20 protein-coding genes are annotated in these 22,544 nt (G+C 33.9%); 16 read left to right on the top strand and 4 right to left on the bottom strand.

Annotation, left to right across the window (positions count from 1 at the left end):
• Nucleotides 1-50: 50 nt before the first annotated feature.
• Nucleotides 51-2,174 carry a tetratricopeptide repeat-containing sensor histidine kinase gene (locus tag ACXR6G_RS00100; RefSeq protein ID WP_458359355.1) on the bottom strand — a complete coding sequence of 708 codons (2,124 nt, stop codon included), beginning with the start codon at nt 2,172-2,174 and terminating at the stop codon, nt 51-53.
• A gap of 294 nt (nt 2,175-2,468) precedes the next feature.
• Here ACXR6G_RS00100 and ACXR6G_RS00095 point away from each other — a divergent pair, with 294 nt between their 5' ends.
• From ACXR6G_RS00095 to ACXR6G_RS00065, 7 genes are all read left to right on the top strand, one after another.
• Nucleotides 2,469-3,269, top strand: a complete 801-nt coding sequence (locus tag ACXR6G_RS00095) for a 4Fe-4S binding protein (protein WP_458359354.1) — start codon at nt 2,469-2,471, stop codon at nt 3,267-3,269.
• 332 nt (nt 3,270-3,601) lie between these two features.
• Nucleotides 3,602-3,991, top strand: a complete 390-nt coding sequence (locus ACXR6G_RS00090) for a DoxX family protein (protein ID WP_458359353.1) — start codon at nt 3,602-3,604, stop codon at nt 3,989-3,991.
• 3 nt (nt 3,992-3,994) lie between these two features.
• Complete coding sequence (locus ACXR6G_RS00085; RefSeq protein WP_458359352.1) at nt 3,995-4,573, top strand: TetR/AcrR family transcriptional regulator; 579 nt, start codon at nt 3,995-3,997, stop codon at nt 4,571-4,573.
• Nucleotides 4,574-4,583: 10 nt separating this feature from the next.
• Nucleotides 4,584-5,246, top strand: a complete 663-nt coding sequence (locus tag ACXR6G_RS00080; protein ID WP_458359351.1) for an NAD(P)H-binding protein — start codon at nt 4,584-4,586, stop codon at nt 5,244-5,246.
• A gap of 149 nt (nt 5,247-5,395) precedes the next feature.
• Nucleotides 5,396-6,388, top strand: a complete 993-nt coding sequence (locus ACXR6G_RS00075) for an NADP-dependent oxidoreductase (RefSeq protein WP_458359350.1) — start codon at nt 5,396-5,398, stop codon at nt 6,386-6,388.
• 57 nt (nt 6,389-6,445) lie between these two features.
• A complete protein-coding gene (locus ACXR6G_RS00070) occupies nt 6,446-7,606 on the top strand; it encodes an iron-containing alcohol dehydrogenase (RefSeq protein WP_458359349.1) in 1,161 nt (386 codons plus the stop codon).
• Nucleotides 7,607-7,657: 51 nt separating this feature from the next.
• Complete coding sequence (locus ACXR6G_RS00065; RefSeq protein ID WP_458359348.1) at nt 7,658-8,362, top strand: type 1 glutamine amidotransferase domain-containing protein; 705 nt, start codon at nt 7,658-7,660, stop codon at nt 8,360-8,362.
• A gap of 119 nt (nt 8,363-8,481) precedes the next feature.
• On the opposite strand, the gene ACXR6G_RS00060 is transcribed toward ACXR6G_RS00065, so the two are convergent.
• Complete coding sequence (locus tag ACXR6G_RS00060) at nt 8,482-10,950, bottom strand: GAF domain-containing protein (RefSeq protein ID WP_458359347.1); 2,469 nt, start codon at nt 10,948-10,950, stop codon at nt 8,482-8,484.
• 480 nt (nt 10,951-11,430) lie between these two features.
• Nucleotides 11,431-11,796, bottom strand: a complete 366-nt coding sequence (locus ACXR6G_RS00055) for a winged helix-turn-helix transcriptional regulator (RefSeq protein ID WP_458359346.1) — start codon at nt 11,794-11,796, stop codon at nt 11,431-11,433.
• 208 nt (nt 11,797-12,004) lie between these two features.
• Here ACXR6G_RS00055 and ACXR6G_RS00050 point away from each other — a divergent pair, with 208 nt between their 5' ends.
• The 4 genes from ACXR6G_RS00050 (at nt 12,005) to ACXR6G_RS00035 (ending at nt 16,940) form a co-directional block, all read left to right on the top strand.
• Nucleotides 12,005-12,568, top strand: a complete 564-nt coding sequence (locus ACXR6G_RS00050; RefSeq protein ID WP_458359345.1) for a (2Fe-2S)-binding protein — start codon at nt 12,005-12,007, stop codon at nt 12,566-12,568.
• A gap of 310 nt (nt 12,569-12,878) precedes the next feature.
• Entirely contained in the window at nt 12,879-13,085 is a 207-nt protein-coding gene (locus tag ACXR6G_RS00045; protein ID WP_458359344.1) for a hypothetical protein, read from the top strand.
• A 461-nt stretch (nt 13,086-13,546) separates the two neighbouring features.
• Nucleotides 13,547-15,823, top strand: coding sequence for a PAS domain-containing hybrid sensor histidine kinase/response regulator (locus tag ACXR6G_RS00040; RefSeq protein WP_458359343.1), 2,277 nt, complete (start codon nt 13,547-13,549; stop codon nt 15,821-15,823).
• A gap of 328 nt (nt 15,824-16,151) precedes the next feature.
• On the top strand, nt 16,152-16,940 hold the full coding sequence (locus ACXR6G_RS00035) for a hypothetical protein (protein ID WP_458359342.1): 789 nt from the start codon (nt 16,152-16,154) through the stop codon (nt 16,938-16,940).
• A gap of 169 nt (nt 16,941-17,109) precedes the next feature.
• Here ACXR6G_RS00035 and ACXR6G_RS00030 read toward each other — a convergent pair whose 3' ends face one another.
• Nucleotides 17,110-17,487, bottom strand: a complete 378-nt coding sequence (locus ACXR6G_RS00030) for a hypothetical protein (RefSeq protein WP_458359341.1) — start codon at nt 17,485-17,487, stop codon at nt 17,110-17,112.
• Between the two features lie 267 nt (nt 17,488-17,754).
• Between ACXR6G_RS00030 and xerA the strand changes: the two genes are divergently transcribed.
• From xerA to ACXR6G_RS00005, 5 genes are all read left to right on the top strand, one after another.
• A complete protein-coding gene (gene xerA / locus ACXR6G_RS00025) occupies nt 17,755-18,897 on the top strand; it encodes a site-specific tyrosine recombinase/integron integrase (RefSeq protein ID WP_458359340.1) in 1,143 nt (380 codons plus the stop codon).
• Between the two features lie 157 nt (nt 18,898-19,054).
• Nucleotides 19,055-19,246 (top strand): hypothetical protein, encoded by a 192-nt coding sequence (locus ACXR6G_RS00020; protein ID WP_458359339.1) that lies wholly within the window; start codon nt 19,055-19,057, stop codon nt 19,244-19,246.
• Between the two features lie 462 nt (nt 19,247-19,708).
• Nucleotides 19,709-20,686 carry a hypothetical protein gene (locus tag ACXR6G_RS00015; protein ID WP_458359338.1) on the top strand — a complete coding sequence of 326 codons (978 nt, stop codon included), beginning with the start codon at nt 19,709-19,711 and terminating at the stop codon, nt 20,684-20,686.
• Between the two features lie 393 nt (nt 20,687-21,079).
• Complete coding sequence (locus ACXR6G_RS00010; RefSeq protein WP_458359337.1) at nt 21,080-21,289, top strand: hypothetical protein; 210 nt, start codon at nt 21,080-21,082, stop codon at nt 21,287-21,289.
• A gap of 362 nt (nt 21,290-21,651) precedes the next feature.
• The gene (locus tag ACXR6G_RS00005) at nt 21,652-22,377 is read left to right on the top strand and encodes a hypothetical protein (RefSeq protein ID WP_458359336.1); all 726 of its coding nucleotides are present in this window, start codon (nt 21,652-21,654) and stop codon (nt 22,375-22,377) included.
• Nucleotides 22,378-22,544: the final 167 nt, after the last annotated feature.

The raw sequence follows: 22,544 nt of genomic DNA, 5'->3' as shown, positions 1-22,544 counted from the left end.
AGACGTAAGTTTCGGCCTATTTTATAAGACTAGATTATGATCATCTTGGATTAAACAATGACTGTATCAAGTGAGAATTTAAAAGTAGATCCAACTTTTTCAGTACTATCTACCCAAATCTGTCCGTCATTTTTCTGTACAAATTCCTGACATAAAATAAGACCTAAGCCTGTTCCTTTTTCATTATTAGTACCCAAAGTTGAATAGCCTTGATCTATTTTGAAAAGGTGGTCAATTTGTTCCTGAGTCATTCCTATACCATGATCTAAAACAGAGACTATCGTTTTGGAACCCCTTTTTTCTGTTGATAAAATGATCACACCTCCTTCATGGGTGAATTTAATCGCATTATTGATCAGGTTTAGAATAACTGTTTTAATTGAAAATCTATCAATTGATACAATTGGTTCTTCTGTTTCAGAATATTCAATAGAAATATTCTTGAGTTTTGCTGTTGCCTCATGCGGAAGAATACATTCATGAATTAGTTCTGAGATGTTTTCTTCATTCTTCTGGATAATAATACTCCCTTGTTGAATCCTTGACCAGGTTAATAAATTATCAAGCAGGCCATACGCATTTTCTGAAGCCGTATTTAAATCATTGATGAAATCTTTTCGATCTTCATCGCTAAGATTATCATACGATGAATGTAATATACTACTTAAGCCAATTAAAGCATTAAAGGGTGATCTAAGATCGTGAGCAATAATTGAAAAGAATTTGTCTTTTGTTTTATTGAGTATCTCCAGTTCTGACTTTTGATTCTGTATAATCAAATGAGATTTTTTCTTGATTCTAGCTCTATTTAGTAGGATTATAATTAATACAATGACGATGAATGAGAGTAGGATTAGATAATTGTTATTTTGATTTTGTTTTTCTATTTGTAGCTTATTAAGAGAAATATCTTTTCGGAGAGACTCATTCTCAATTAACTTTTGTTTGGTCTTAAATTTGGTCTCTAACTCTGATATCTGTTGTTGACGTGTTACATCGAAGATACTATCTTTTATGTTTAATTCTCTCTGTTTGTATTCAAGCGCTTCTCTGAATTGTTTTGTTTTTGTATAATAAGAGCTATAAGTTCGATATAAATCAGTTTTGTTATAGTTTATATTGAACTTATTTGTGAGTTCTAAGGCTTCATCCAAGTGGAATTTTGCCTGGCTGATTTTTTTTTGTGAGATATCTAGCCTTGCAAAGAGTATTAAATTAACAATCAGTTGATTTTGTGATTGGTTTTTTCTGTTTAGCCTGATGGCGTTTTGTAAATGTTTTGATGCAAGTTCGCTATTGTTTAAAAAGAAATGTGATTGTCCTAAGTTTGTATAAACTTGAGCAAGTTGAAGTTTGTTATTAATTTTAAGATAAGCAGGTAGTGCTTTTTCAAAATACTCAAGAGCTTTTTCATGTTTTGCCATTCGACTATAGCAAGATCCCATATTATTTAGTGCTGATGCATAGGCAATTGTAATACTTGAAGTGTCTGACTGAGCGATTACCTTTTCAAAATATTCAATGGCTTTATCAAGCTCTTCGTTGTATAAAAAAGTTGTCCCAATATTCAATGACAGATTAATGAGTTTATCGTAGAGTTTTAGACTATCAGCTAATTGGTAAGCTGATGTGAATTTATCAAGTGCATCTTTATATTGACCCTGATTTAGATAATTAGCAGCAATGGTATTAAGGCATTGCAATTGAATTTTCAGTTCTTTGCTAGTTAAAGCCGCCTCATATGCACCGTTTAATACATTTATTGAACTGTCAGACTGTCCAGTAGCATAGAGAATATAACCTTTGAAAAATTGAGATGAAATTTTTTCTTTCTTTAGATGTTTCGATTCTGATATATCCAATGCATTCTTATTATAAGCAATGGCATCATCAAGTTTTCCTGTGTGTATGGAAGCATATGATAAAAGATTGAGAGCATTGACTTTAATGCTGTCAATTTGATGTTTCTCGGCTAGAGAATCTGCTTTTTTTGAATAGGAAATGAGCTGATAGGTATCTTTATAAAAAACTTCTTTGGCTAATAAGTAGTAGATATAAGCTTTATCTTTTTCTTCAGAGTTGTTTAGATCCTGCTTTAGGCTATCAATTTTGTCTTGTCCATAGCTAAATTGGCTAAGCAAAAGGATTAGAATAACTATTGGAAGATATCTCATGAGTTTGCTTTGTCTATTTGGGTACTTGATATATTATTGAGTCAAAATAGTGAAAAAATGTAACATCCATTGATATTGTGAGATAGAATTAAATTCTTTAGATATATAATTTACCAATTGCGCCCTAAACGCTAAAAAAAGAGAACGAATTTAAGTATCTCTTTACAGATCAAGTTTAGTTTGTGGGCCGAGACGTTAGTTTCGGCCCTTATTGTGCTTTGGAACTCTTATTCATTTTCAAGAATTATTGAAGAAGTCATTATCTTTAGAAAAAATAAAATTATAGAACTGAAAATGAAAATAAAAGGGGTCAATTTGATTTACTTTTCTCCAACAGGAACTAGTAAAAAAATCGTAAACGCTATTGGGCAGGAATTGGGTGTAGAACAAATTAAGACGTTTGATATGACGTCAGCTTCTTTTGTAGATTCTGAAAATATATGCATTGAGAATGAGTTAACGATTATAGGTATTCCAGTTTATAGAGGACGATTACCATACGAGGCCATTAATCGATTGAATAAATTCAAAGCTAAAAATGCACCTGTGATTCTTGTGGTGGTGTATGGAAACAGAGCATTTGAAGATGCGCTTATCGAATTAAAGAATTTTGCGTTAAACTTAGGTTTTACACCTCTGGGAGCTTCAGCTTTTATAGGTGAGCATTCATATTCTACCGATAATAAAGCAATTGCCAAAGATCGTCCAGATGAAGCTGATTTATTAAATGTTAAACGATTTGTCGGGGGAATATTAAAGAAGATTGAGAATATTAATAGTGTCGATGGTATTCAAGACTTAAAGGTTCCTGGTGACATACCTTATAAAAAACTAGGAAAGTTTCCTATAATTAGTCCCACTACGCTTGTTGAAAATTGCAATTTATGTGGGATTTGTTCTAGTGTATGCCCTACAGGCTGTATTGAGGTAAATTTTGACGTTAAAACACAGGCGGCGGATTGTACTTGGTGCTGTGCCTGCGTGAAAGCCTGCCCACAAAATGCACGTATATTCGATCACCCAGTCATTACCAATATCTCAAACCTACTTGTAAGCAACTGCTCAGCCCGCAAGGAACCTGAATTCTTCATGTAAATTTTTATTTTCCCGTTAAAAAGAGGAGAATCTGATTATAATTGCAACTATACGATTAGGCTTTCCTAATCATGTATGAAGCATAGTTGATTCTTGCATCACAAAAGAATGAGTAAACCCATTTACAGCAATGTTGGTGGGTTTTTTGTTCCTGTATAATAAAGAATACTATATTTTATTGAATGCACTATTTTAAGCCGTATTCTGTTTTTATTTAAAATAAAAATGAACGTTCATTCACTTTGTGAATAATTTATCTATATTTGTATCATCAGTATGAGTAAAATGATTGAATACTGATGGCATCTTAAGAATTAATTAAAAACAAAATAATGAGTCTAATAAGTAAGATATGGGTAGGAGTTAGAATTCTCTTTGCACTTTTCATGATAATGGGAGGGGTGCAACATTTTCTAAAACCAGATTTTTATTTGCCCTTTGTACCCAACTTTTTACCTTTCCCAATGACGATTATTTATTTGTCGGGCTTTGTTGAAATTGCTTTGGGTTTGCTTCTTTTATTTAGGAAGTATGCAAAAATAGCTGCTGTAGGTATCTTTATGCTGCTGTTATTATTTTTACCCGTTCATGTTTGGGATATCATCACCGATACACCAGCAATCGGGTCACATAAAGCGGCATTGATTCGATTACCATTTCAATTCTTATTTCTGGCAATAGCCTGGAAAATAAAGCAAGTAACATCACCTTCAAGTAAGTAAACTATGGCAACACGAGTAAAAAGTCCAGATAAACGCAAGGCATTACTAAAAGCGACTCTTAGTTTGGTCAATAATAATGGTTTTCATGCGGCACCCATGTCTAAGATTGCCAAGTTGGCTAAAGTGTCACCTGCGACTATATACATCTATTTTGAGAATAAGCAAGACTTAATCAATCAGCTTTACCTTGAAGTGAAAGCGGCTTTTAGTGAACATTCTTTTCAGAACTATACCGAAGGATTACCCGTAAAAAAAGGTTTTGAAATCATTTGGAATAATATGGCAAGCTATAAAATTAATCAGCCAGAAGAATCTAATTTCTTATCTCAGTGTGATAACACACCCATGATTGATGAGAAAAGTAGACAAGAAGGTTTAAAGAATATTGAGCCCTTATTAAACCTTTGGGAGAGGGGAAAGAGCGAAGGTATAATCAAAGACATTTGCCCCTACATTCTTTATGCTTTTACCATATATCCTTTGGCGTTTTTGATGACATCGCAGCAAAGAGGAGATTTTGAATTAAAAGATGATCTTAAGACAATTGCTTTTCAAGCGGCTTGGGATAGTATTAGAATTTAATAGAGTTGACATGAAAAAAACAGCATTAATTCTTGGAGCAACAGGTTTGACAGGTAAATTACTTTTAAATCGATTGTTAGCTGATGAAGCTTATGAGTGTGTCAAAGTCTTTTCTCGTAGAGATTTAGGCTTAACGCATCCAAAGTTGGAAGTATTCATTGGTGATCTTTTAAAATTAGAACAGTTTGAATCTGATTTTAAGGGGGATGAGGTGTTTTGTTGTATAGGAACAACAGCCAGCAAAACAAAGGATAGGGATAAATACAAGCAGATTGATTTTGGTATACCTGTCTCTGCTGCTAAATTATGTAAGAGGAATGGGATTGAGAGCTTTCTGGTTGTTTCTGCATTAGGTGCCAATGCTGAGAGTCATGTTTTTTATAACCGAACCAAAGGGGAAATGGAACAGGCTGTTTTAATGCAGGATATCCCCAATACATATATTATAAGGCCTTCACTAATTAAAGGATTTAGGGAAGAGCAACGAATAGGGGAAGCTATCGGAGCTATTGTAATGAGCATTGCTCAAGCATTTCTAATAGGAAAGTATAAGAAATATAGAGCCATTGAAGCGGGTACCATTGCGAAAGTGATGCATCGTTTGGCACAATCTAAACCGAATTTAAGGATTATAGAGTCGGATAAGATAGAAGAACTGGGAAGTTTGACATAAGGATTCAGTTCTTTTATCCTTTTTTTATCCAAAAAAATGAATGAACGTTCATTAATAATTAAGATGAAGAGTGAATAAGGAAATGTTTTAGGTTTTAAGAACATTTACCAGATGCTAACGTATACTAAGAATAAATTAAAAATAAATATATGAAAACAATACAATTAAATAAAAGACCAGTAGGTACACCTCAACTGTCAGATTTCAAACTGGTGACTGAGGAGCAGCCACAAACGAATGAGGGAGAAGTGCTTTTAAAAGCTGCATATCTTTCAGTTGATCCTTATTTGAGAGGAAGAATGAGTGAGGGCAAGTCATATATCGAGCCCTTTGAATTGAATCAAGCGATGAGTTCAGGTATGGTGGCTGAGGTTGTTGAGTCTGAACTTGAGGGCTTCAGCAAAGGAGAATTTGTTACGGGTATGTTAGAATGGAAAGAATATCAGGCTCACAATGGTAAAGACTTGATGAAGCTTGATCCCAATATGGGACCTTTATCAGCTTATTTAGGTGTACTAGGTATGACAGGTTTGACAGCTTACTTAGGTTTGACAGAAATTGGTAAACCTAAAGCAGGTGAGACTGTTGTAGTTTCGGGAGCTGCCGGTGCAGTTGGTAGCGTTGTAGGTCAAATTGCTAAACTATTAGGCTGTCGTGTGGTTGGAATTGCGGGGACTGACGAAAAGGTTGAGCTATTGAAGTCGGAATATGGTTTTGATGAAGCAATTAATTACAAAACAACTACAGATATGAGCCAGGCAATTGCAGAAGCTTGTCCCAATGGTGTTGATGTTTATTTCGATAATGTGGGCGGCGAGGTTTCTGATGGTGTGATGGTGAATGTGAACAAGTTTGCAAGGGTTATAGTTTGTGGAGCTATTTCATTGTATAACGCGACATCCATGCCAATGGGACCTAGAGTCCAGCCTATTTTAATCAAGAATTCAGTATTGATGCAAGGCTTTATTGTATTCAATTATCAAGACAAATATGCTGAAGCAATTCCTCAATTGGCTCAATGGTTAATGGAAGGTAAGCTAATTTCTACTGAAACAATTGTAGAAGGTTTCGAGAATACACCTCAAGCTTTCATCGATCTTTTCGAAGGAAAAAATAAAGGGAAAATGATTGTGAAAATTTAATTCAGATCATTAATTACCAATTGTTAAACACTTATTATCAATCATTAATTGTAAAAAATGAATAATTTCGAATATAAAAATCCAACCAAAATCATTTTTGGTCAAAACAAGATTGCTGAACTGGCAAAAGAGATTCCTGCAAAGGAAAAGGTCCTGATTCTTTATGGAGGAGGGAGTATTAAAAATAATGGCATTTACGATCAAGTTAAAACAGCACTGGCTGATTTTGACGTATTGGAATTCGGCGGGATTCCTCCAAACCCTGAATATTCTGTCTTGATGAATGCATTGGACTTCATCAAGTCGAATGAGATTACCTTCCTTTTAGCAGTTGGAGGAGGATCGGTTATCGATGGGACTAAATTCTTAGCGGCTGCAGCTTTCTATGAAGGCGAAACGGCTTGGGATATTCTAACAAGTAGAAAGCCTGTATTGAAAGCTATGCCTTTCGCTTCTGTGTTGACCTTACCGGCAACGGGGTCGGAAATGAACTCTGGAGCTGTTGTGACTCGCAGAGAGACAAAAGAAAAGTTAGCCATGGGCGGACCTGCTTTGTTTCCTCAGTTTTCCATTCTCGATCCTCAGGTGATCAAATCGATTCCTGAGAGACAAATTGCAAATGGTTTGGCCGATGCCTTTACTCATGTATTGGAGCAATACCTAACTTATCCGACGGATGCTTTATTGCAAGATCGATTTGCTGAGAGCATTCTGCAAACCGTGATTGAGGTGTCTCCAAAGATTCTGAAGGATCCAAGCGATTATAAGGCAGCAGCCAACTTTATGTGGAGCTGTACCATGGCCTTAAATGGGTTGATTTCACAGGGTGTACCTTCTGACTGGGCTGTACACGCCATGGGACACGAATTGACGGCTCTGTTTGGTATAGATCATGCTCGTACCCTAGCTGTTATCGCGCCAAGCCATTATAAGTACAATATGGCAAGTAAAAAAGAGAAGTTGGCACAATATGCCGAGCGTATTTTTAATATCACCGAAGGTAATATTGAAGAGAAAGCACTTGCTGGGATTGATGCTACTGAAGCTTTCTTCCAGACTTTGGGAATACAAACAAAGCTATCTGCATATACCAAAGACTATGCGGGTACAGCCGAAGAGATCTCAAAACGATTTACTGATCGTGGCTGGATGGGCATTGGTGAGCGAGGTAGCTTAAGTCCAACAGATGTGGCAAATATTGTTGAGATGACATATTAATGCTTAACTTTCTTATTAATAATTTATTATTAACCATTAAATACAAATACCATGTTAATTAAAACTGGCGTTATAAATATCTTATTTGTCCTGACCTCTCACTCTCAGATGGGGGACACGGGACATAAAACAGGCTTTTGGGTTGAGGAATTTGCCAATCCTTATTACACACTTGTAGATGCAGGTGTACAAATTACTATAGCGACACCAAAGGGTGGAGCAGCACCAATCGATCCAACTTCGAATCTGCCTCAGAATGCAACGGAAGATACCGAGCGTTTTAATAAAGATGAGGCCGTTCAGAAAATGATTAATGAAACAGTTGCGCTTGCTGATATTAATTTTGAAGACTACGATGCTGTCTTTTATCCAGGTGGGCACGGTCCGCTTTGGGATTTGGCTGAGGATGCCACTTCAGCTAAATTGATTCAAGATTTTGATGCCGCCAATAAACCAATAGCTTTTGTTTGTCATGCTCCTGCAGCTTTACGCCATGTGAAGAATGCTCAAGGAGAATTCCTTGTTAAAGGTAAAAAAGTGACTGGCTTTACCAACGAAGAGGAGGAAGCTGTTCAGTTGACCAATGTTGTGCCTTTTTTGGTGGAAGATATGCTAAAAGAGAATGGGGGATTGTATAGTCGAGGTAAAACCTGGGAGGCTTATGCTGTTCAGGATGGCAATCTAATTACTGGACAAAATCCTGCATCATCGGCTCTTGTAGCTGAAATATTATTGAAAATGTTGCAGAGAGAGTAGCTTGTCACCCGTATTAAAATAAACAAAAGCCATTGTCTAAGTCAAACTTATGCAATGGCTTTTATCTCTATAGATTTCTAGGGTTTTATTCAGAACCAAAATACAGGATCTTAATTGACCTAATTGTCGTTTAAAGCACTTTGTTCTATTTGAAAGTTTGGATGGGTAAAATAAAAAGTTGAACCTTCGTTCAGTTTTGATTCCACTGATATTTCACCACCAAGAAGTTCTACTAATTTTTTTGAAATAGATAAACCAATGCCCATACCATCATATTCTCTAGAGCTACTCTCGTTGGCCTGTCTAAACATTTCAAAGATACTCTCCTGAATTTCATCAGAAATTCCAATGCCTGTATCTTTTACGTAGAACTGAACGACTGATGTCGATTCCTTTTGATCTTTATGAAAACCAAATTCAACTTTGCCTTTTTCTGTAAATTTCAAGGCATTTTTTAAGAGATTTAAAAATATCTGTTTAAAGCGCTTAGGATCTGTATTGATCATGTACTTTGACGCGTCAGTAGAAAGATTCAGTTTGAGTTCAATATGGCTTTTGTTTAATGCATATTGCTCAGCTTTGATTAGATCTTCAATTTCGTATAGAATAGTTGCAAGAGGGTAATTGTTACAATCAATCTTTATAATACCAGATTTGATTGAAGAAATATCAAATAGATCTTCTACAATACCTAGAAGTTGATTACCGCTCTGATTAATGGTTTTACAGAAATCAACAGCAGTTTCAATGGGTGTATCAAGGTCTACTAAGTTTGAGAATCCAAGAACAGCATTTAGTGGCGTACGCAATTCATGTGACATAGTAGCTAAAAATGCAGATTTTAATCGATCAGACTCCGTTGCATCATGTAAGGCTTTACGTAAATCGTCTTCGTTTCTTTTTCTCTCGATAGAAACACTAATTTGATGTGAAACTAACTCTAAGACTTCTTTGTCCTTTTCGGTAACCACATGTTCGTCTTCGTAACTTTGAATGACTAGTACACCCATAATTTTATCGTGTCCTTTTAAAGGCATTCCGAGCCAAATTTTTGAAGCTATACCTTGTAATCTTACTTCACCTCTCGAAGCCATCTCCTTTAGGGTTTGTGCGTTTGCTAACAACGCTTTTTTATTGTCGACGACCCAACTAGAAATAGTACCTTCTTTTGGAAATGATTCAATAGAATCTAATTCATCTTTATGATAGGGTAAGTGAAATGTTTCATTTTGGTCATCATATAGGGCTACAAAAAAGTTAGTTGTGTTAATCAACCTTCCTAACTCGAGACGTATGTATTCAATAAACTCAAACAAGCTGTTGTGTGTAAAAACAGCGTTAGATATGTTGAGGATAATTTGTTGAATCGTTTGCTGACGCTTTTGTTCGGTAATATCTTCTTTAACAGCGATAAAGTGAGTAATCTCTCCTTGGCTATTTTTTAAGGCCGCAATACTGGCAAATTCCCAAAATAATTCACCATTTTTTTTCTTATTCTGTAATTCACCTCTCCATTCATTGCCTGCTTTAACTGTTTCCCATAAATTTTGGTAAGTATCCTTAGAATTGTTTCCAGAACTTAATACTCTTGGATTTTCTCCCTTTACTTCATGTAAAGAATAGCCTGTCAACTTTAAAAATTTAGGGTTTACAAATTCGATTTTTCCATCGTAATCTGTCACAACAACCGAAACCGGACTTTGAATGATAGACTGAGATAGAATTCTCAGCTCTGTTTCGGTTTGTTTTAAACGAGTAATATCATTAATAGAGAGTAGTGTTACTATTTTGCCATTAAAAATGGAATTCTTAACATTTACAATAATATTTATCTTGGCACCATCTCTTTTTACACCAATAGTCTCAAAGTGATATTTGGTTTCTCCTTCCAACTGTTTACTCCAGTTTTCTTTAGGAATAAAATCATAGATCGATATCTGACTTAACTCAAGATCTGAATAGCCAGTCATCTTTGAAGTTCTTTGATTGGCTTCTATTATTTTATCCCCATCGATGATACAAACAGCTTCATAACTAGCATCTGCCAATGTTTTGAATTTGTTTTTACTTTCTTCCAGCTGAGTAATCATTCTATATCTATCTAGAACAATTGCGGTAAGATCAGCTAAGTTGGAAATCAACTCTAGATCTGAAGCATTGGGTGAATTAATAGATTTGTGATAAATGGCAAATGTACCGAGTATTCTTCCTGAAGGATCTATTATGGGTTCAGACCAACAAGAAGCTAAATTCGCTTTTTTTGCCAGTTCTTTAATATCCTCCCAGTATGGGTGAGTGTTTATATCTTCTACAATGACTCTTTCACCCGTATAGGCTGCTGTTCCACATGATCCTTCCCCAAAACCGATTGGAAAACCATGTATTGCTTTATTATAAAAATCAGGAAGACTAGGGCCTGCGCCATGCAGTAGGAGTTTTCCTTCTTCATCAATATATAAAATAGAACATATAGATTCAGGAGAATATTTCTCTGCATTTTCAATAATTTTATTTAATAAAATTATTTCTGATGTACCCTTATATAGTAATTCGAGTATGTTTGATCTTAGAGTAGAGAGTCCTTTCATAGGACTAAAATATCATTTTTTTATTAAAATATTGTTTCCCTTCTATTCAAAGTTTATTTATGTAAGACTTAAATGATTGGTTGTAGTTCTTTAATGATTAGTAATGAGTTTATTCTGTTGTTCAGAGATGAGGAGGTTCTGTGAATGGAAACTAATATTGTTTACCCCGGATGTATAATTCATTTTCCCCTACGACTTAATCTAACCACCAAATTTCATTAGGAATATGCTGATTGTTGAGATAAAGGCTTTCTCCAATATTAAGCTTTTCATTACCCACTTCAATTTCGACACGACCATCTTGCACCATATATAAAACCGAGGTGTGGAACTAGGCACCTTTAAAATTGTTCATTTCACTACAGGAAGCCGATATAGCCAGTTTGATACTGCCTAGATTTTAGTGGTTGAATTGTATGCCGTCGGGTTTAATATGCATGTCTTTTGAGATTGTATATACGAACTAAAGTTAGCTTATAATTAGGCTTTAAACTTCTCCCTCGATTCTAGAATATCCTCCATATTCTCATCTGCCCAATATACGAGCTTATTAATGTGGATTAATAGAGATCGACCTCTATCAGTAATTTCATATTCAACCCTAGGTGGAATTTCAGGAAAGATTGTACGTTTAACCAAACCATCAGCTTCAAGAGTACGCAGGGTAACTGTTAGCATCTTTTGCGATATATCGCCAATTGTTTTATGCAATTTATTAAAACGCATATTGTCTACTTCACCTAAAACCATAAGAACCAATGTAGACCACTTATCGCCAAATCTATTTAATATTTTTCTTACTGGGCATTCCTCAAAATGAGAAAATATTTCCAAATTATTTTCCATTATATCGTCTTGATTATCACTATTAGTTACTTCGAAGTAAGTCTAGCACCTTGCGGTACCTTCTTGTATGTCTATTACTCTCCATTTACCTTTGACTTACCAAAAGTAAGTTAATTACGAATGGGAATCAAAAAAGATGAAGCTCTAATACGAGTAGCCTATTAGAGATTTAGAACATAAACAAATCAAAATATAAAACAATAACAAAATGGATACAAATAGTATTAAAGAAGCAATCAAAACAAACGTATATCATATTCATCCAGATCTAAAAGTTCCTTATCATGAACACGGAACTCAAGATGAAATTTTTTACTGCATAAAGGGTTCTGGACTTGGCATAGTAGATGGCAAAGAAGTAGAGCTAAACGTAGGCGATGTATTAGTTGCTCCTGCTGGTTCGATGCATACCCTTAAAACTGATGGCGATCTATATGTAACGGCTTTTCTTATACCTGTAAATCGAATTATTTGCCACTGCAAACAAGTGAGTTACGGTGACATTAGGAGAGCAATGGTTGGTGGTGCCCGTACTGTAGAGGATATACAAGAAATTACAGGAGCTGGTACTGAATGTGGGAATTGTATTGGAGATATAAAAAAAATATTAGCATTAGCCTGTAGCTGCAAAATGGTCACTATGGAAACTGTTGTTGATGCAGTTAATGGTGGGGCATGTACAGTAGATGAGATTGGAGAACTAACAGGAGCGGGTACCGATTGTGGAAATTGTAAATTTCTATTACAGAATATGATTGATACAAATAGGTAATTTAATAGAAGGCTTATAGTGAATGTTATGTGTTTTATAAGATAGATTTTACTATCAATTCTAATTGATGTACGCAAAGTGATTTATAAGTGATCGCATTTCTGGTTTTTGTTATTGATCGAAACTAATCTGTTTCTTCTGAATTCGATTTTATAAGCTCCTATTTATTAGGGGCTTTTTTTATTGGGATAAATGCAGGGTATTGATCAAAATTATGAGTTTGAGGCATCGTATTCGTTTTATTTCGCACTTCAAATAAATAGATATCTCAACTGATGAAATTCCCGTTTATTAATTTAATAAACAGCATATGATTAAACCTAAGTTGATAAGTATTTTTATTCTAATGTGTGATCTTTTTCACACGGCTTGTGAACTCGATGAGGATGAATTTGATTGTTACGAAAAAATGGAAGTACTTGGATTTAGAGATGGTACTATTTTTATCGATCCGGATATAATCACGGACGAGGATGTCAGTGCTTTTAATGGCATTTTATATGAAAGTCGTTTTTGATTGCTATATGCTTGACTGTAGAATTGATGCCCCATGAACACTAAAGTGTATTGCATGAATTTGAGCCACGACCAGAGAAATGTTGACTTTTGGCTCTCATTAAATTCTTTAATTCAAGTTGTAAATCCAATCCTTAAGTTTTTATAAACTCTAAACTACCAGATAATAATACTAGATTAAGCTATACCAAATCTTTATTAACCCGTGCCTAAGCCATCAGACAATTGAGTTCTTATTCTCTATTTATACTGCTTTTACTTATTGCAAAATTCTCAATCTTCATAATAATGAGTATATTATACCATATGTATCGCAATTATTTTTAATCGCAAATAAATAGTATGGACATTTTTTTCAAATACACGACACCAATTATTTATTGGATTTTAGTATTAGTCTGGTCATATATTCTTGTATTTTATGTTAGGAAAATAAGAATTCTTAAAAAGTCAGATAAATTATTGAAATTACTTCTTGTTGTTTTGTCGATAGATGCTTTTCGAACACTTTTTGAAAGTGTCTATTTTGGCGCTTGGTATACATCTCTTTCAGAAATAATTCCCATTGAGACATTCAATTATTTGGCACAACCTAAGATTGTATTTTATCCAAAGCTATTGAATTTGATAGTAGCCATTTTAATTTTAACTATTCTTTTAAAAAAATGGCTGTCAGCAGAAATAAGCTCAAAGCAAAAAACTAAAGCATTAATTGAAGAACAATCGAAAGAATTAAAAGAAAAATACAAGGAAATCGTTCGATCTAAGGAACAAGCCATACAAAGTGAAAAGTTCACTCAAATGCTTTTTGATGAGTCTCCAATTGGTTTAGCTCTAACCAAACTTACCGGTGAATTAGTTGATGTTAATGAAGCTTTCACAAATATTATAGGCTACCCTTCAGAAGAAGCACTAAAACTATCATATTGGGATATTACCCCAGAAAAATATGCCAAACTAGAAGACGTTCAATTGGCTTCGTTAAATAAAACAGGGGGCTATGGCCCGTACGAAAAAGAATACATTCACAAATCGGGAAAATTAATTCCCGTAAGGTTGTATGGGAAAATTATAAAAAAAGATAATCAAGACCTTATCTGGTCAAGTGTTGAAGATATCACCGATAAGAAAGCAGCTGAGATAAGTCTTCAACAACAAAATGAAGAATACATAGCTCTTAACGAAGAATATCAAACTCAGAATGAAGAATTATTATTTGCTATAGAAAAAGCAGAGAAAAGCGAAAAAAGATTTAAAGTTCTCCACAATGCTTCGTTTGGTGGTATTGCCATTCATGATAAAGGTTATATTTTAGATTGCAATCAAGGTTTGGCAGCTATATCGGGGTATTCCGTTGAGGAATTAATTGGAATGAATGGATTGTTGCTTATCGCAGAACATTCGCGAGAATTAGTTGTGGGAAATATTTCAAATGCTTATGAAAAGCCATATGAAGGTGTAGGCTTGCGTAAAAATGGAGAAGAATATCCTATTAGATTAGAAGCTCGCCAAATTCCATACTTTGATAAGAATGTACGGGTGGTTGAATTTCGAGATATTACAGATCAGAAAAAAACAGAACAAGAACTTAAAACTGCAAAAGAAAAAGCAGAAGAAAGCAACCAACTAAAATCAGAATTCATAAATAACATGTCCCATGAAATTAGGACTCCAATGAATGGAATTCTTGGTTTTTCAGATTTACTAAATGAGAAAAATATTACTGAGACAAAGCGACAACATTACCTCAAGATTATTCAAAATAGCGGAAATCAATTATTACATATAATCGATGATATTCTTGAAATATCAAGGCTTGGAACAAAACAAGTTAAATCTCAGATAGAAGAAACATGTTTAAATGATTTGCTATTAGAATTGTTCTCTATATTCGATATAAAGGCAAAAGAAAATAAGACACCATTGTATCTGAAAAAGAGTCTTTCAGATAAAGCTAGTACGATACTGACCGATACTCACAAACTAAATAAAATATTAAGCAATTTATTGGAAAACGCCTTGAAATTTACAAATGATGGGTTTATTGAATTGGGATATAAGCTAGAAAATGACAGCATCGTAATTCATGTGAAAGATACTGGTGTTGGGATCTATCCGGAAAACCAAGAATTGATTTTTGAACGATTTTCAAGAGGGGGGAAAGAAATCTCTCATAATGTAACTGGATTAGGATTAGGCTTATCAATCGCGAGAGAAAATGCTGAACTTATTGGGGGCAAAATTACTTTAATATCCCAAAAAGGGAAAGGTTCAACCTTTTATCTTAGCATTCCTTTCAAGCCAGTAAACCCTAGATATACTGATAAATATAATGGTGATGTTCAAATACCAAATTCAAACAAAGCAAAGCAACAAACAATTTTAGTGGTGGAAGACGAAGAAGTGAACTTCATGTATTTAGATATTCTACTTACTGGCTTTGATGAAAAAATAACAATTATTCATGCAAAAAATGGAAAAGATGCGGTTAATATCTATAAGACCAATCAAAACATCAATTTAATTCTTATGGATATTAAGATGCCTGTTATGAACGGTATTGATGCCACCAAACAAATTAGGGAATTCAATCAGTTTGTACCAATTATTGCCCAAACTGCATTCACTACCGAGGAAGACATGGAAGAAGCTATGGCAGCAGGTTGTAGCGATTTTATCTCGAAACCAATAAAAAAAGAAATATTAGAAAAAATAACGCGTAGCTATTTAGTTCAATAAGAAACACACAACCGCCTCGATAAAATTTTGCGGCTAGAGTTTTATCAAACAAGAACCAACAGGTATTTACACTAAATACTTCCTCTCGGCTTTTCCAAAAAAAGATAAGAGGTTTTGGTGCCTGTTATTAATCAAAACTGATTTTTTTTGAATTTGATTCAATTTCATAAGCTCTTATTTATTAGGAGCTTATTTTTTTGTATTGATATAAATGCTGGGTACTGATCAGAATTATGAGTTTTAGGCATAGTATTTGTTTATTTCGAAACTCAAGTGATGATACGGTCCCTGTTGAATTGGTATCATTTAAAATATTAAAAAATAGCATATGATTAAGCCTAAGTTGATAAGTATTTTTATTCTAATGTGTGGTCTTTTTCTTTCGAGTTGTGAACTGGAAGAGGATGAATTTAATTGCTACAATGAAATGGAAGCACCTGGATTTAGAGAGGGGACCATTTTCATCGAACCGGATATTATTACGTACGAGGATGCCAGTGCTTTTAATGGCATTTTGTATGAAGGCCGTTTTGATCGATATCTGTTTGATCGTAGATACGATGATGACATTAGAGTACTTGCTTATGTTTTTAGTGTTAGTTTCGACGATGGTTTATCCTGTGAGTTTCGATTGAATCCTGAATTTGGTTCGATGGATGAGGCAATGAGCCAGGCTATTCGATATGCCACTGTTATTGGTCAAATGCCTAATTGCTTGCGTCGGGATATAAGAACAGTGACCATTCATAAAGGTGATCAGTTATTTGGTGGAGGAGATGGTGATATTCTTATTCATACCGAGCAAGCCTATTGGTACGATAAAGAAGGAATTCTTGAAGAAAGCATTTTTCACGAAGCTTGCCATGTGAGTCTGGATCCTTATCATTATAATGCGGAATATAGAGAGGCCATGTGTGCAGATAAGGCTTTTATTTCGGAATACGCTGAGGAGCATCCCGATCGTGAGGATATCGCTGAGAGTTTTTTGACCTATTTTGCAGTAGCATACAGGTCAGATAGAATCAGTTGGAAAGTGAGAGACATTATAGAATATGTGAATGATAATCGACTGTCCTATTTCGACAGACAGAGGTTTGATATGTATCCAGCAGACTAATTTACTTAGCCTTTTAGATTTAAAGAGTGATATCTATTAATTAGATATCACTCTTTTTGTTTTATTGATTGTGTAGAAGTGTTGGTTTCTCCATTAAAAGAATGAACCGTAGATTAACACAAATTTCCCCTTTGGGTCCACAGTGAATACCTTTGTGGTGACAAAAGCTTTAGCCCATATAGCTCTGCCATTTGATTAATACAAATTTATCGCGTGCATTTTCCTGGCGTTTTATAAATCCAAATTCGTAAACAAATAGATAAACATCACCTTTTTTATTTTTCCAATAATGTGTGAAAAACTTAGGGTTGAAGCCCTGATTTAATAACATATCGGCCCGAACTGTCGATTTACCAGCTTTATTGTACTCTCTTAAAAGCTTGCGATTGGTTTTTAGTTGCTTATCGACTTTAGCATAAAAATCGGGAGCCATATCTTTTTTCTGTTGATACTGATATGATGATTTACAATATACATCACAAAATTTTTTGCCTTTTCGACCTCTGATAGTTTCCCCGCAGCTGAGGCATTTTATATCTGTATCCATAATTTTATCTGTTTGACACTCTCCTTTATTATTGATATAGTCACTACATTATCAATGCAATAAGGCCTAAGCGTTCGGCTCTGACCGTGTTACTGCCATGAATATTGATAAAAACTAAAGACAAATGCACAGTTTTTCTCATAAAGATATATTATTCGTATAATATACGCATATTATACCTTTAAGTCAGATATTTATGTTTATTTATATAATATAAATACGAAAGTAGATATTAGCAAAATGAGATGAACAAATAATTTCACTATCATGATTAAGAAATACATTACACTAAAGCATTTATTAATCAATAATACGAAATGTATAGGCTTGCAATTTTATCCTGACAAGGTGATACAAGCACTCATAAAATCTCTTCCAAATCCGCGATGGAGCAATATATATAATATGGTTTATATTCTCAACACAAAAGAGAATTTATCTATCATTTTCGATACGTTTAAAGGTGTCGCTTGGATCAATTGCGAACATTTTTTAGAAAAAAAGAGGAATGTAAATTCCGAGAATTCAGCACTTGATATAGAATCATATCGTAGGAGAGAAACCCCAAAAACTTATAGGCGATGCCCCGAAGATTTTCTTTTAAAATTGGAATTGAGAAAATATGCACTGAACACAGCTAGGGTGTATATCAGCTGTTTCGAAGCATTTATCAACACTTATAAAGAGGTTGACTTGCTTGATATTGACGAAGAAAACATTCAAGCATATTTACAATTACTGATTCGTCATGAAAAATCAGATTCCTATATTAATCAGAGTATCAATGCTATAAAATTTTATTTCGAAGTTGTACTTGGTATGCCCAATCGTTTTTATAGTATAGAAAGACCTCGAAAAAGTCAGGCCCTACCCAAAGTATTATCGAAAGAAGAAATTGGCTTAATGATTAAATGCACTAAGAATATTAAACACAGATGTATTATTAGCCTGCTGTATTCGGCTGGGCTAAGACGAGGCGAAGTGTTAAATTTAAAAATGGCGGATATAGATAGTAAACGCATGGTGATAAATGTATTAAAAGGCAAGGGGCTTAAAGACCGCAACAGCTTATTAAGCCAAAGTGTTTTGGTCGATTTGCGAAAATATTTCGAAGAATATAAACCCAAAAAATATCTTTTCGAAGGACCATTGGGGCAGCAATATTCACCGACCAGCATTGCCAAAATTGTGACCGAAGCTGCACATAAAGCTGGCATTAAAAAGAGAGTTACACCACATATGTTACGACACAGTTTTGCCACCCATTTGCTCGAAAATGGTACCGATTTGCGTTATATACAAGTGCTGTTAGGACACTCGAGTACAAGCACAACGGAGATTTATACTGAGGTTGCAATTAGTAACATAAAAAACATCGTTAGTCCAATAGATTCATTAGATTTGTCGTAATACTCGCAATAAAGACATAGTCTGTATATAACACACTCTCTTTAGCGAATTGTTGTGCTTCATGCAGGGAAACGTCAGATAATGATTATGCTTGATTATTTAGAGTGAATTCTAAACAAGAAAAATTCATAAACAAAACCATAAATAGAATTAAACTATGAGAAAATTTAGGATTGGATTAATAACTTTTGCTGTTGTTATCATAATAGGACAACTTGGTGTTGTTGAATACACCGATTTAAGTTGGTCAGAAAATGCTGGAAGTTATTTAGGTATAATATCGATGATTTTAATAATAATGAGTATGATTTACTCAAACCGATACGACGAGAAAAATCAGACTAAATAAAAATGCCAGAATTTAGTAGCATACAGACTTTTGAAAAAACTATCAGATGATAACTATAAATGACACTTGATAAGTTTGCTAAAAATTTAAAGCGAGTTGAAAATTGGAACAAGTAGATTGAATTTGCATTAAAATTGTTTGAATGGAAAATAGAAGGTAACCTCTTTAATTCACAAGGAATTAAAGAGGTTGATAATTATTACGAGTCATGGACTAAAAAGCCATGGACAGAAAAATAATGAAGCACGAAAGCACAACAAAAGCTAAATTTCATGGGCGCTGATGTGTTGTTTGAAAGTTTAGTGCAATTAACAAACACCAGCAAGCCAAATAAATGGGTTTGCATAAAATATAAATTTATTCGGCTTGCTTACTTGGCAGTTTGAAAGGATAATTCTTTGAAATCGCCCACGAAACTTAGCAATACCGTTATGCCCAAGTGTAAATAAAGATACTAACTGAATGATAGAAGAATTAAAAACATTAGGACTACTTACTCCAATATTTACAATAATTGGTGTTTTTATTGGAACAATTTTAACGTTTACTACATCATTAGTTCTTAAGAAAAGAGAAACTAAACTTAAAATTTCGAGCCAATTAATAGAGAAACGAATTGCCGCGCATGAGAAAATCCTAACTCTTGCTAAAACAATGAGAGCCACACACTCTATAGATAAAGTCAATGTTGAAAATGTGTACATTACTTATCCTATTATCTTTAGTTCAAAGCAAAGTTTTCAAGAATGGCGGAGCGCTTTCTTTTTAAACACAAATGAGTATTCTCATTGGCTCGGATTAAAAGTAACGAGAGAATTATATTTTATTCAAGACTATATTGTAAATCTGGATAAAAGGCTTGAAAAGGCTCCTTCTGAAAACTACCTTCAGATAGGAATTATTTTACGAAACGATTTCATTGAAATGGCTGCGAATATTGAGAAGACTGTTATTTCTTATTTTGGTAGTGGATGGAAGAATTTAAAAATTGAAAGTAGTAATGACCATCATAAATTACCCAAAAAAGTTTCTTTAAAAAGGTTACAAGAAACGAACCTATACAAAAGACATCTTGAAATTCATAAATACTTATTAAAGGAAGAAAAGTCAATTCCAAGAGATGATATCAAAAAGTTAACAGAATTATATAACATAGCTCCCAATGGTTCAAAAGTTGACACAATTACTTTAAGTGAAGTTCCAAACATTGATAATTCTGGTGTAGAATATGAAATGATCTATAAAGAATCTGAAGACTTTGGCGAAAAAACGAAATTTGGACATTGCGAACTGATAGGCGGTCGCATAATGTTTGATAAAGTAGATAAAGATGCAAAGTTGTTAGGAATAGATTATAAAGCAATGAAACTACTCGTCAATTGGGTTGAGGAAAATATTGTGGACATTGAATATTTAAACGAGACTATTGAATATGAATAAACACCAGGGCATAACAAAAGCTAAATTTCATGGGCGCTGATAAGCAACTTGAAAGTTTAGTTCAATTAAGAAACACCAGCAAGCCAATTTAATTGGATTGTTCAAAAATATAAGCAAATTTAATCGGCTTGCTTCCGCGCGGTTTGAAAAGTAAATTCTTTTAAATCGCCCACGCAACTTAGCAAGACCGTTAGCAGCAATTAGGAATCGAAAACTGCTTATTAGAGAAACTTTTCCACTCGATTTTGGAAAAGTAATTTTGTAATAAAATTGAGTATAAATCAATTCATTGAAAACTATACGAAAGCAGTTTCGATGTCATAAATGCATGAAGATCTAGACTCGTAAAACTAGACTATAATCAAACGAATATTGAATTTTAAATATCTAAATATGAATAAAAAAACAACAAATTCTGATGCAAAAAGCATGAAATCAAATTTTTCTAACAAAGGCCTTACAATGGGTATTATAATAGGAATGATTGTTGGAACGGGAATTGGTGTCGGAATTGATAATATAGCAGCAGGAATTGGATTAGGAGTGGCTGTATGTTCTACAATTGGTGGAATTATTAATTATTATTATCTGAAAAAAAAATAAATTTATAGTCGAAAAAAAATTCCTGAAACTAGAAGTTTAATCTCTATTAAGTTAAATTCTTTGAGGCTTGGCTCGTAATTCGGATTTTGTGACTCGATATTTTGAAATATTAAGACGTTTTCTAACAAAGAATTAAAAAAAGCTGCTAACAAAAGCTAAATTTCATAGGCGTTGACGCTCAATTTGAAACCTTAGTTCAATTAAGAAACACCAGCAAGCCAATTAAATAGGTTTGCTTAAAAATATAAATTTAATCGGCTTGCTTACTTGGCGGTTTGATAAGATTATTCTTTGAAATCGCCCACGAAACTTAGCAAGACCGTTAGCTTTCAGTTAAAAATAGACCCACGAACCAAAATCTTATGACACTTAAAATACACGAAAAAGAAGATGTTTTATACGACAAGTATATAACTCATTACAAGGATTTAGGATTGGCTGATAATCTTTGTTTTGATGGTCTCTGTTATAATGGAGAAATTTACAACGAAGGATTCAATTGCAAGAAAGGCAATGAGGAAGAACTATGGAATTCAATGAATCAAAAGATTGTCTTTTTAATGAAAGACACTAACGGTAATCCAGACGATGATTATAGAGAATGGCCTTGGCATAATATTACACGGAAATTTTTTAAGGTTATTTTTTGGTGGTTAAATGGGTTGTATGAAATAAAACAAAATGAATACCCTAAAACGAATGGTCAATATAACAAAAAGTATCCTCTTGCAATTGTCAACATAAAAAAGAAAGCTGGAGGAAGTTATGTTACTGATAGAGAATTATGGGAATTTGCAAACCAAGACAAACATTTATTAAGAGAACAAATTCTGGGTATTTTACAACCAAACATTGTTGTATGCGGAGGTGGAGGAAATAGTGCCGTTTTTAATATTGCCAAAGACATAGTTTATCCTAATCTTGATTTTAAAAAGATAAACAACTGGTGTTATTATAATCAAGACGAAGATTTATTGCTTATAAATAGCTATCACCCTAGTGACCGTATTTCTGATGAAGAAAAATATGATGGTTTTTTTGAAGCTGTAACTGAATTTTTAAAAGAACATAAGTTGCCATCAAAATAAAAACCGAAAAGCTAACAATGTATAAAAATAATAGCCGAGATATTAGTAAACTCAAAGGTTGTTGCCCGCTTTAACTTTCTTGTAAATTGACAGGAAAGAGCTCCGAAATCGGCTACTATTCTTATACGAGCCGTTACAAGTAATTGGTTCGATAATGGCACTCGCTG

This window comes from Ancylomarina sp. YFZ004, from assembly GCF_054254355.1.
Note: the sequence above shows the minus strand (reverse complement) of the source record. Positions and strands in the feature narration are given on the sequence as shown.

Coding starts and splice junctions, on each gene's coding strand:
- ACXR6G_RS00100 (WP_458359355.1), bottom strand. CDS start 2,174: ATGAGATATCTTCCAATAGTTATTCTAATCCTTTTGCTTAGCCAATTT.
- ACXR6G_RS00095 (WP_458359354.1), top strand. CDS start 2,469: ATGAAAATAAAAGGGGTCAATTTGATTTACTTTTCTCCAACAGGAACT.
- ACXR6G_RS00090 (WP_458359353.1), top strand. CDS start 3,602: ATGAGTCTAATAAGTAAGATATGGGTAGGAGTTAGAATTCTCTTTGCA.
- ACXR6G_RS00085 (WP_458359352.1), top strand. CDS start 3,995: ATGGCAACACGAGTAAAAAGTCCAGATAAACGCAAGGCATTACTAAAA.
- ACXR6G_RS00080 (WP_458359351.1), top strand. CDS start 4,584: ATGAAAAAAACAGCATTAATTCTTGGAGCAACAGGTTTGACAGGTAAA.
- ACXR6G_RS00075 (WP_458359350.1), top strand. CDS start 5,396: ATGAAAACAATACAATTAAATAAAAGACCAGTAGGTACACCTCAACTG.
- ACXR6G_RS00070 (WP_458359349.1), top strand. CDS start 6,446: ATGAATAATTTCGAATATAAAAATCCAACCAAAATCATTTTTGGTCAA.
- ACXR6G_RS00065 (WP_458359348.1), top strand. CDS start 7,658: ATGTTAATTAAAACTGGCGTTATAAATATCTTATTTGTCCTGACCTCT.
- ACXR6G_RS00060 (WP_458359347.1), bottom strand. CDS start 10,950: ATGAAAGGACTCTCTACTCTAAGATCAAACATACTCGAATTACTATAT.
- ACXR6G_RS00055 (WP_458359346.1), bottom strand. CDS start 11,796: ATGGAAAATAATTTGGAAATATTTTCTCATTTTGAGGAATGCCCAGTA.
- ACXR6G_RS00050 (WP_458359345.1), top strand. CDS start 12,005: ATGGATACAAATAGTATTAAAGAAGCAATCAAAACAAACGTATATCAT.
- ACXR6G_RS00045 (WP_458359344.1), top strand. CDS start 12,879: ATGATTAAACCTAAGTTGATAAGTATTTTTATTCTAATGTGTGATCTT.
- ACXR6G_RS00035 (WP_458359342.1), top strand. CDS start 16,152: ATGATTAAGCCTAAGTTGATAAGTATTTTTATTCTAATGTGTGGTCTT.
- ACXR6G_RS00030 (WP_458359341.1), bottom strand. CDS start 17,487: ATGGATACAGATATAAAATGCCTCAGCTGCGGGGAAACTATCAGAGGT.
- xerA (WP_458359340.1), top strand. CDS start 17,755: ATGATTAAGAAATACATTACACTAAAGCATTTATTAATCAATAATACG.
- ACXR6G_RS00020 (WP_458359339.1), top strand. CDS start 19,055: ATGAGAAAATTTAGGATTGGATTAATAACTTTTGCTGTTGTTATCATA.
- ACXR6G_RS00015 (WP_458359338.1), top strand. CDS start 19,709: ATGATAGAAGAATTAAAAACATTAGGACTACTTACTCCAATATTTACA.
- ACXR6G_RS00010 (WP_458359337.1), top strand. CDS start 21,080: ATGAATAAAAAAACAACAAATTCTGATGCAAAAAGCATGAAATCAAAT.
- ACXR6G_RS00005 (WP_458359336.1), top strand. CDS start 21,652: ATGACACTTAAAATACACGAAAAAGAAGATGTTTTATACGACAAGTAT.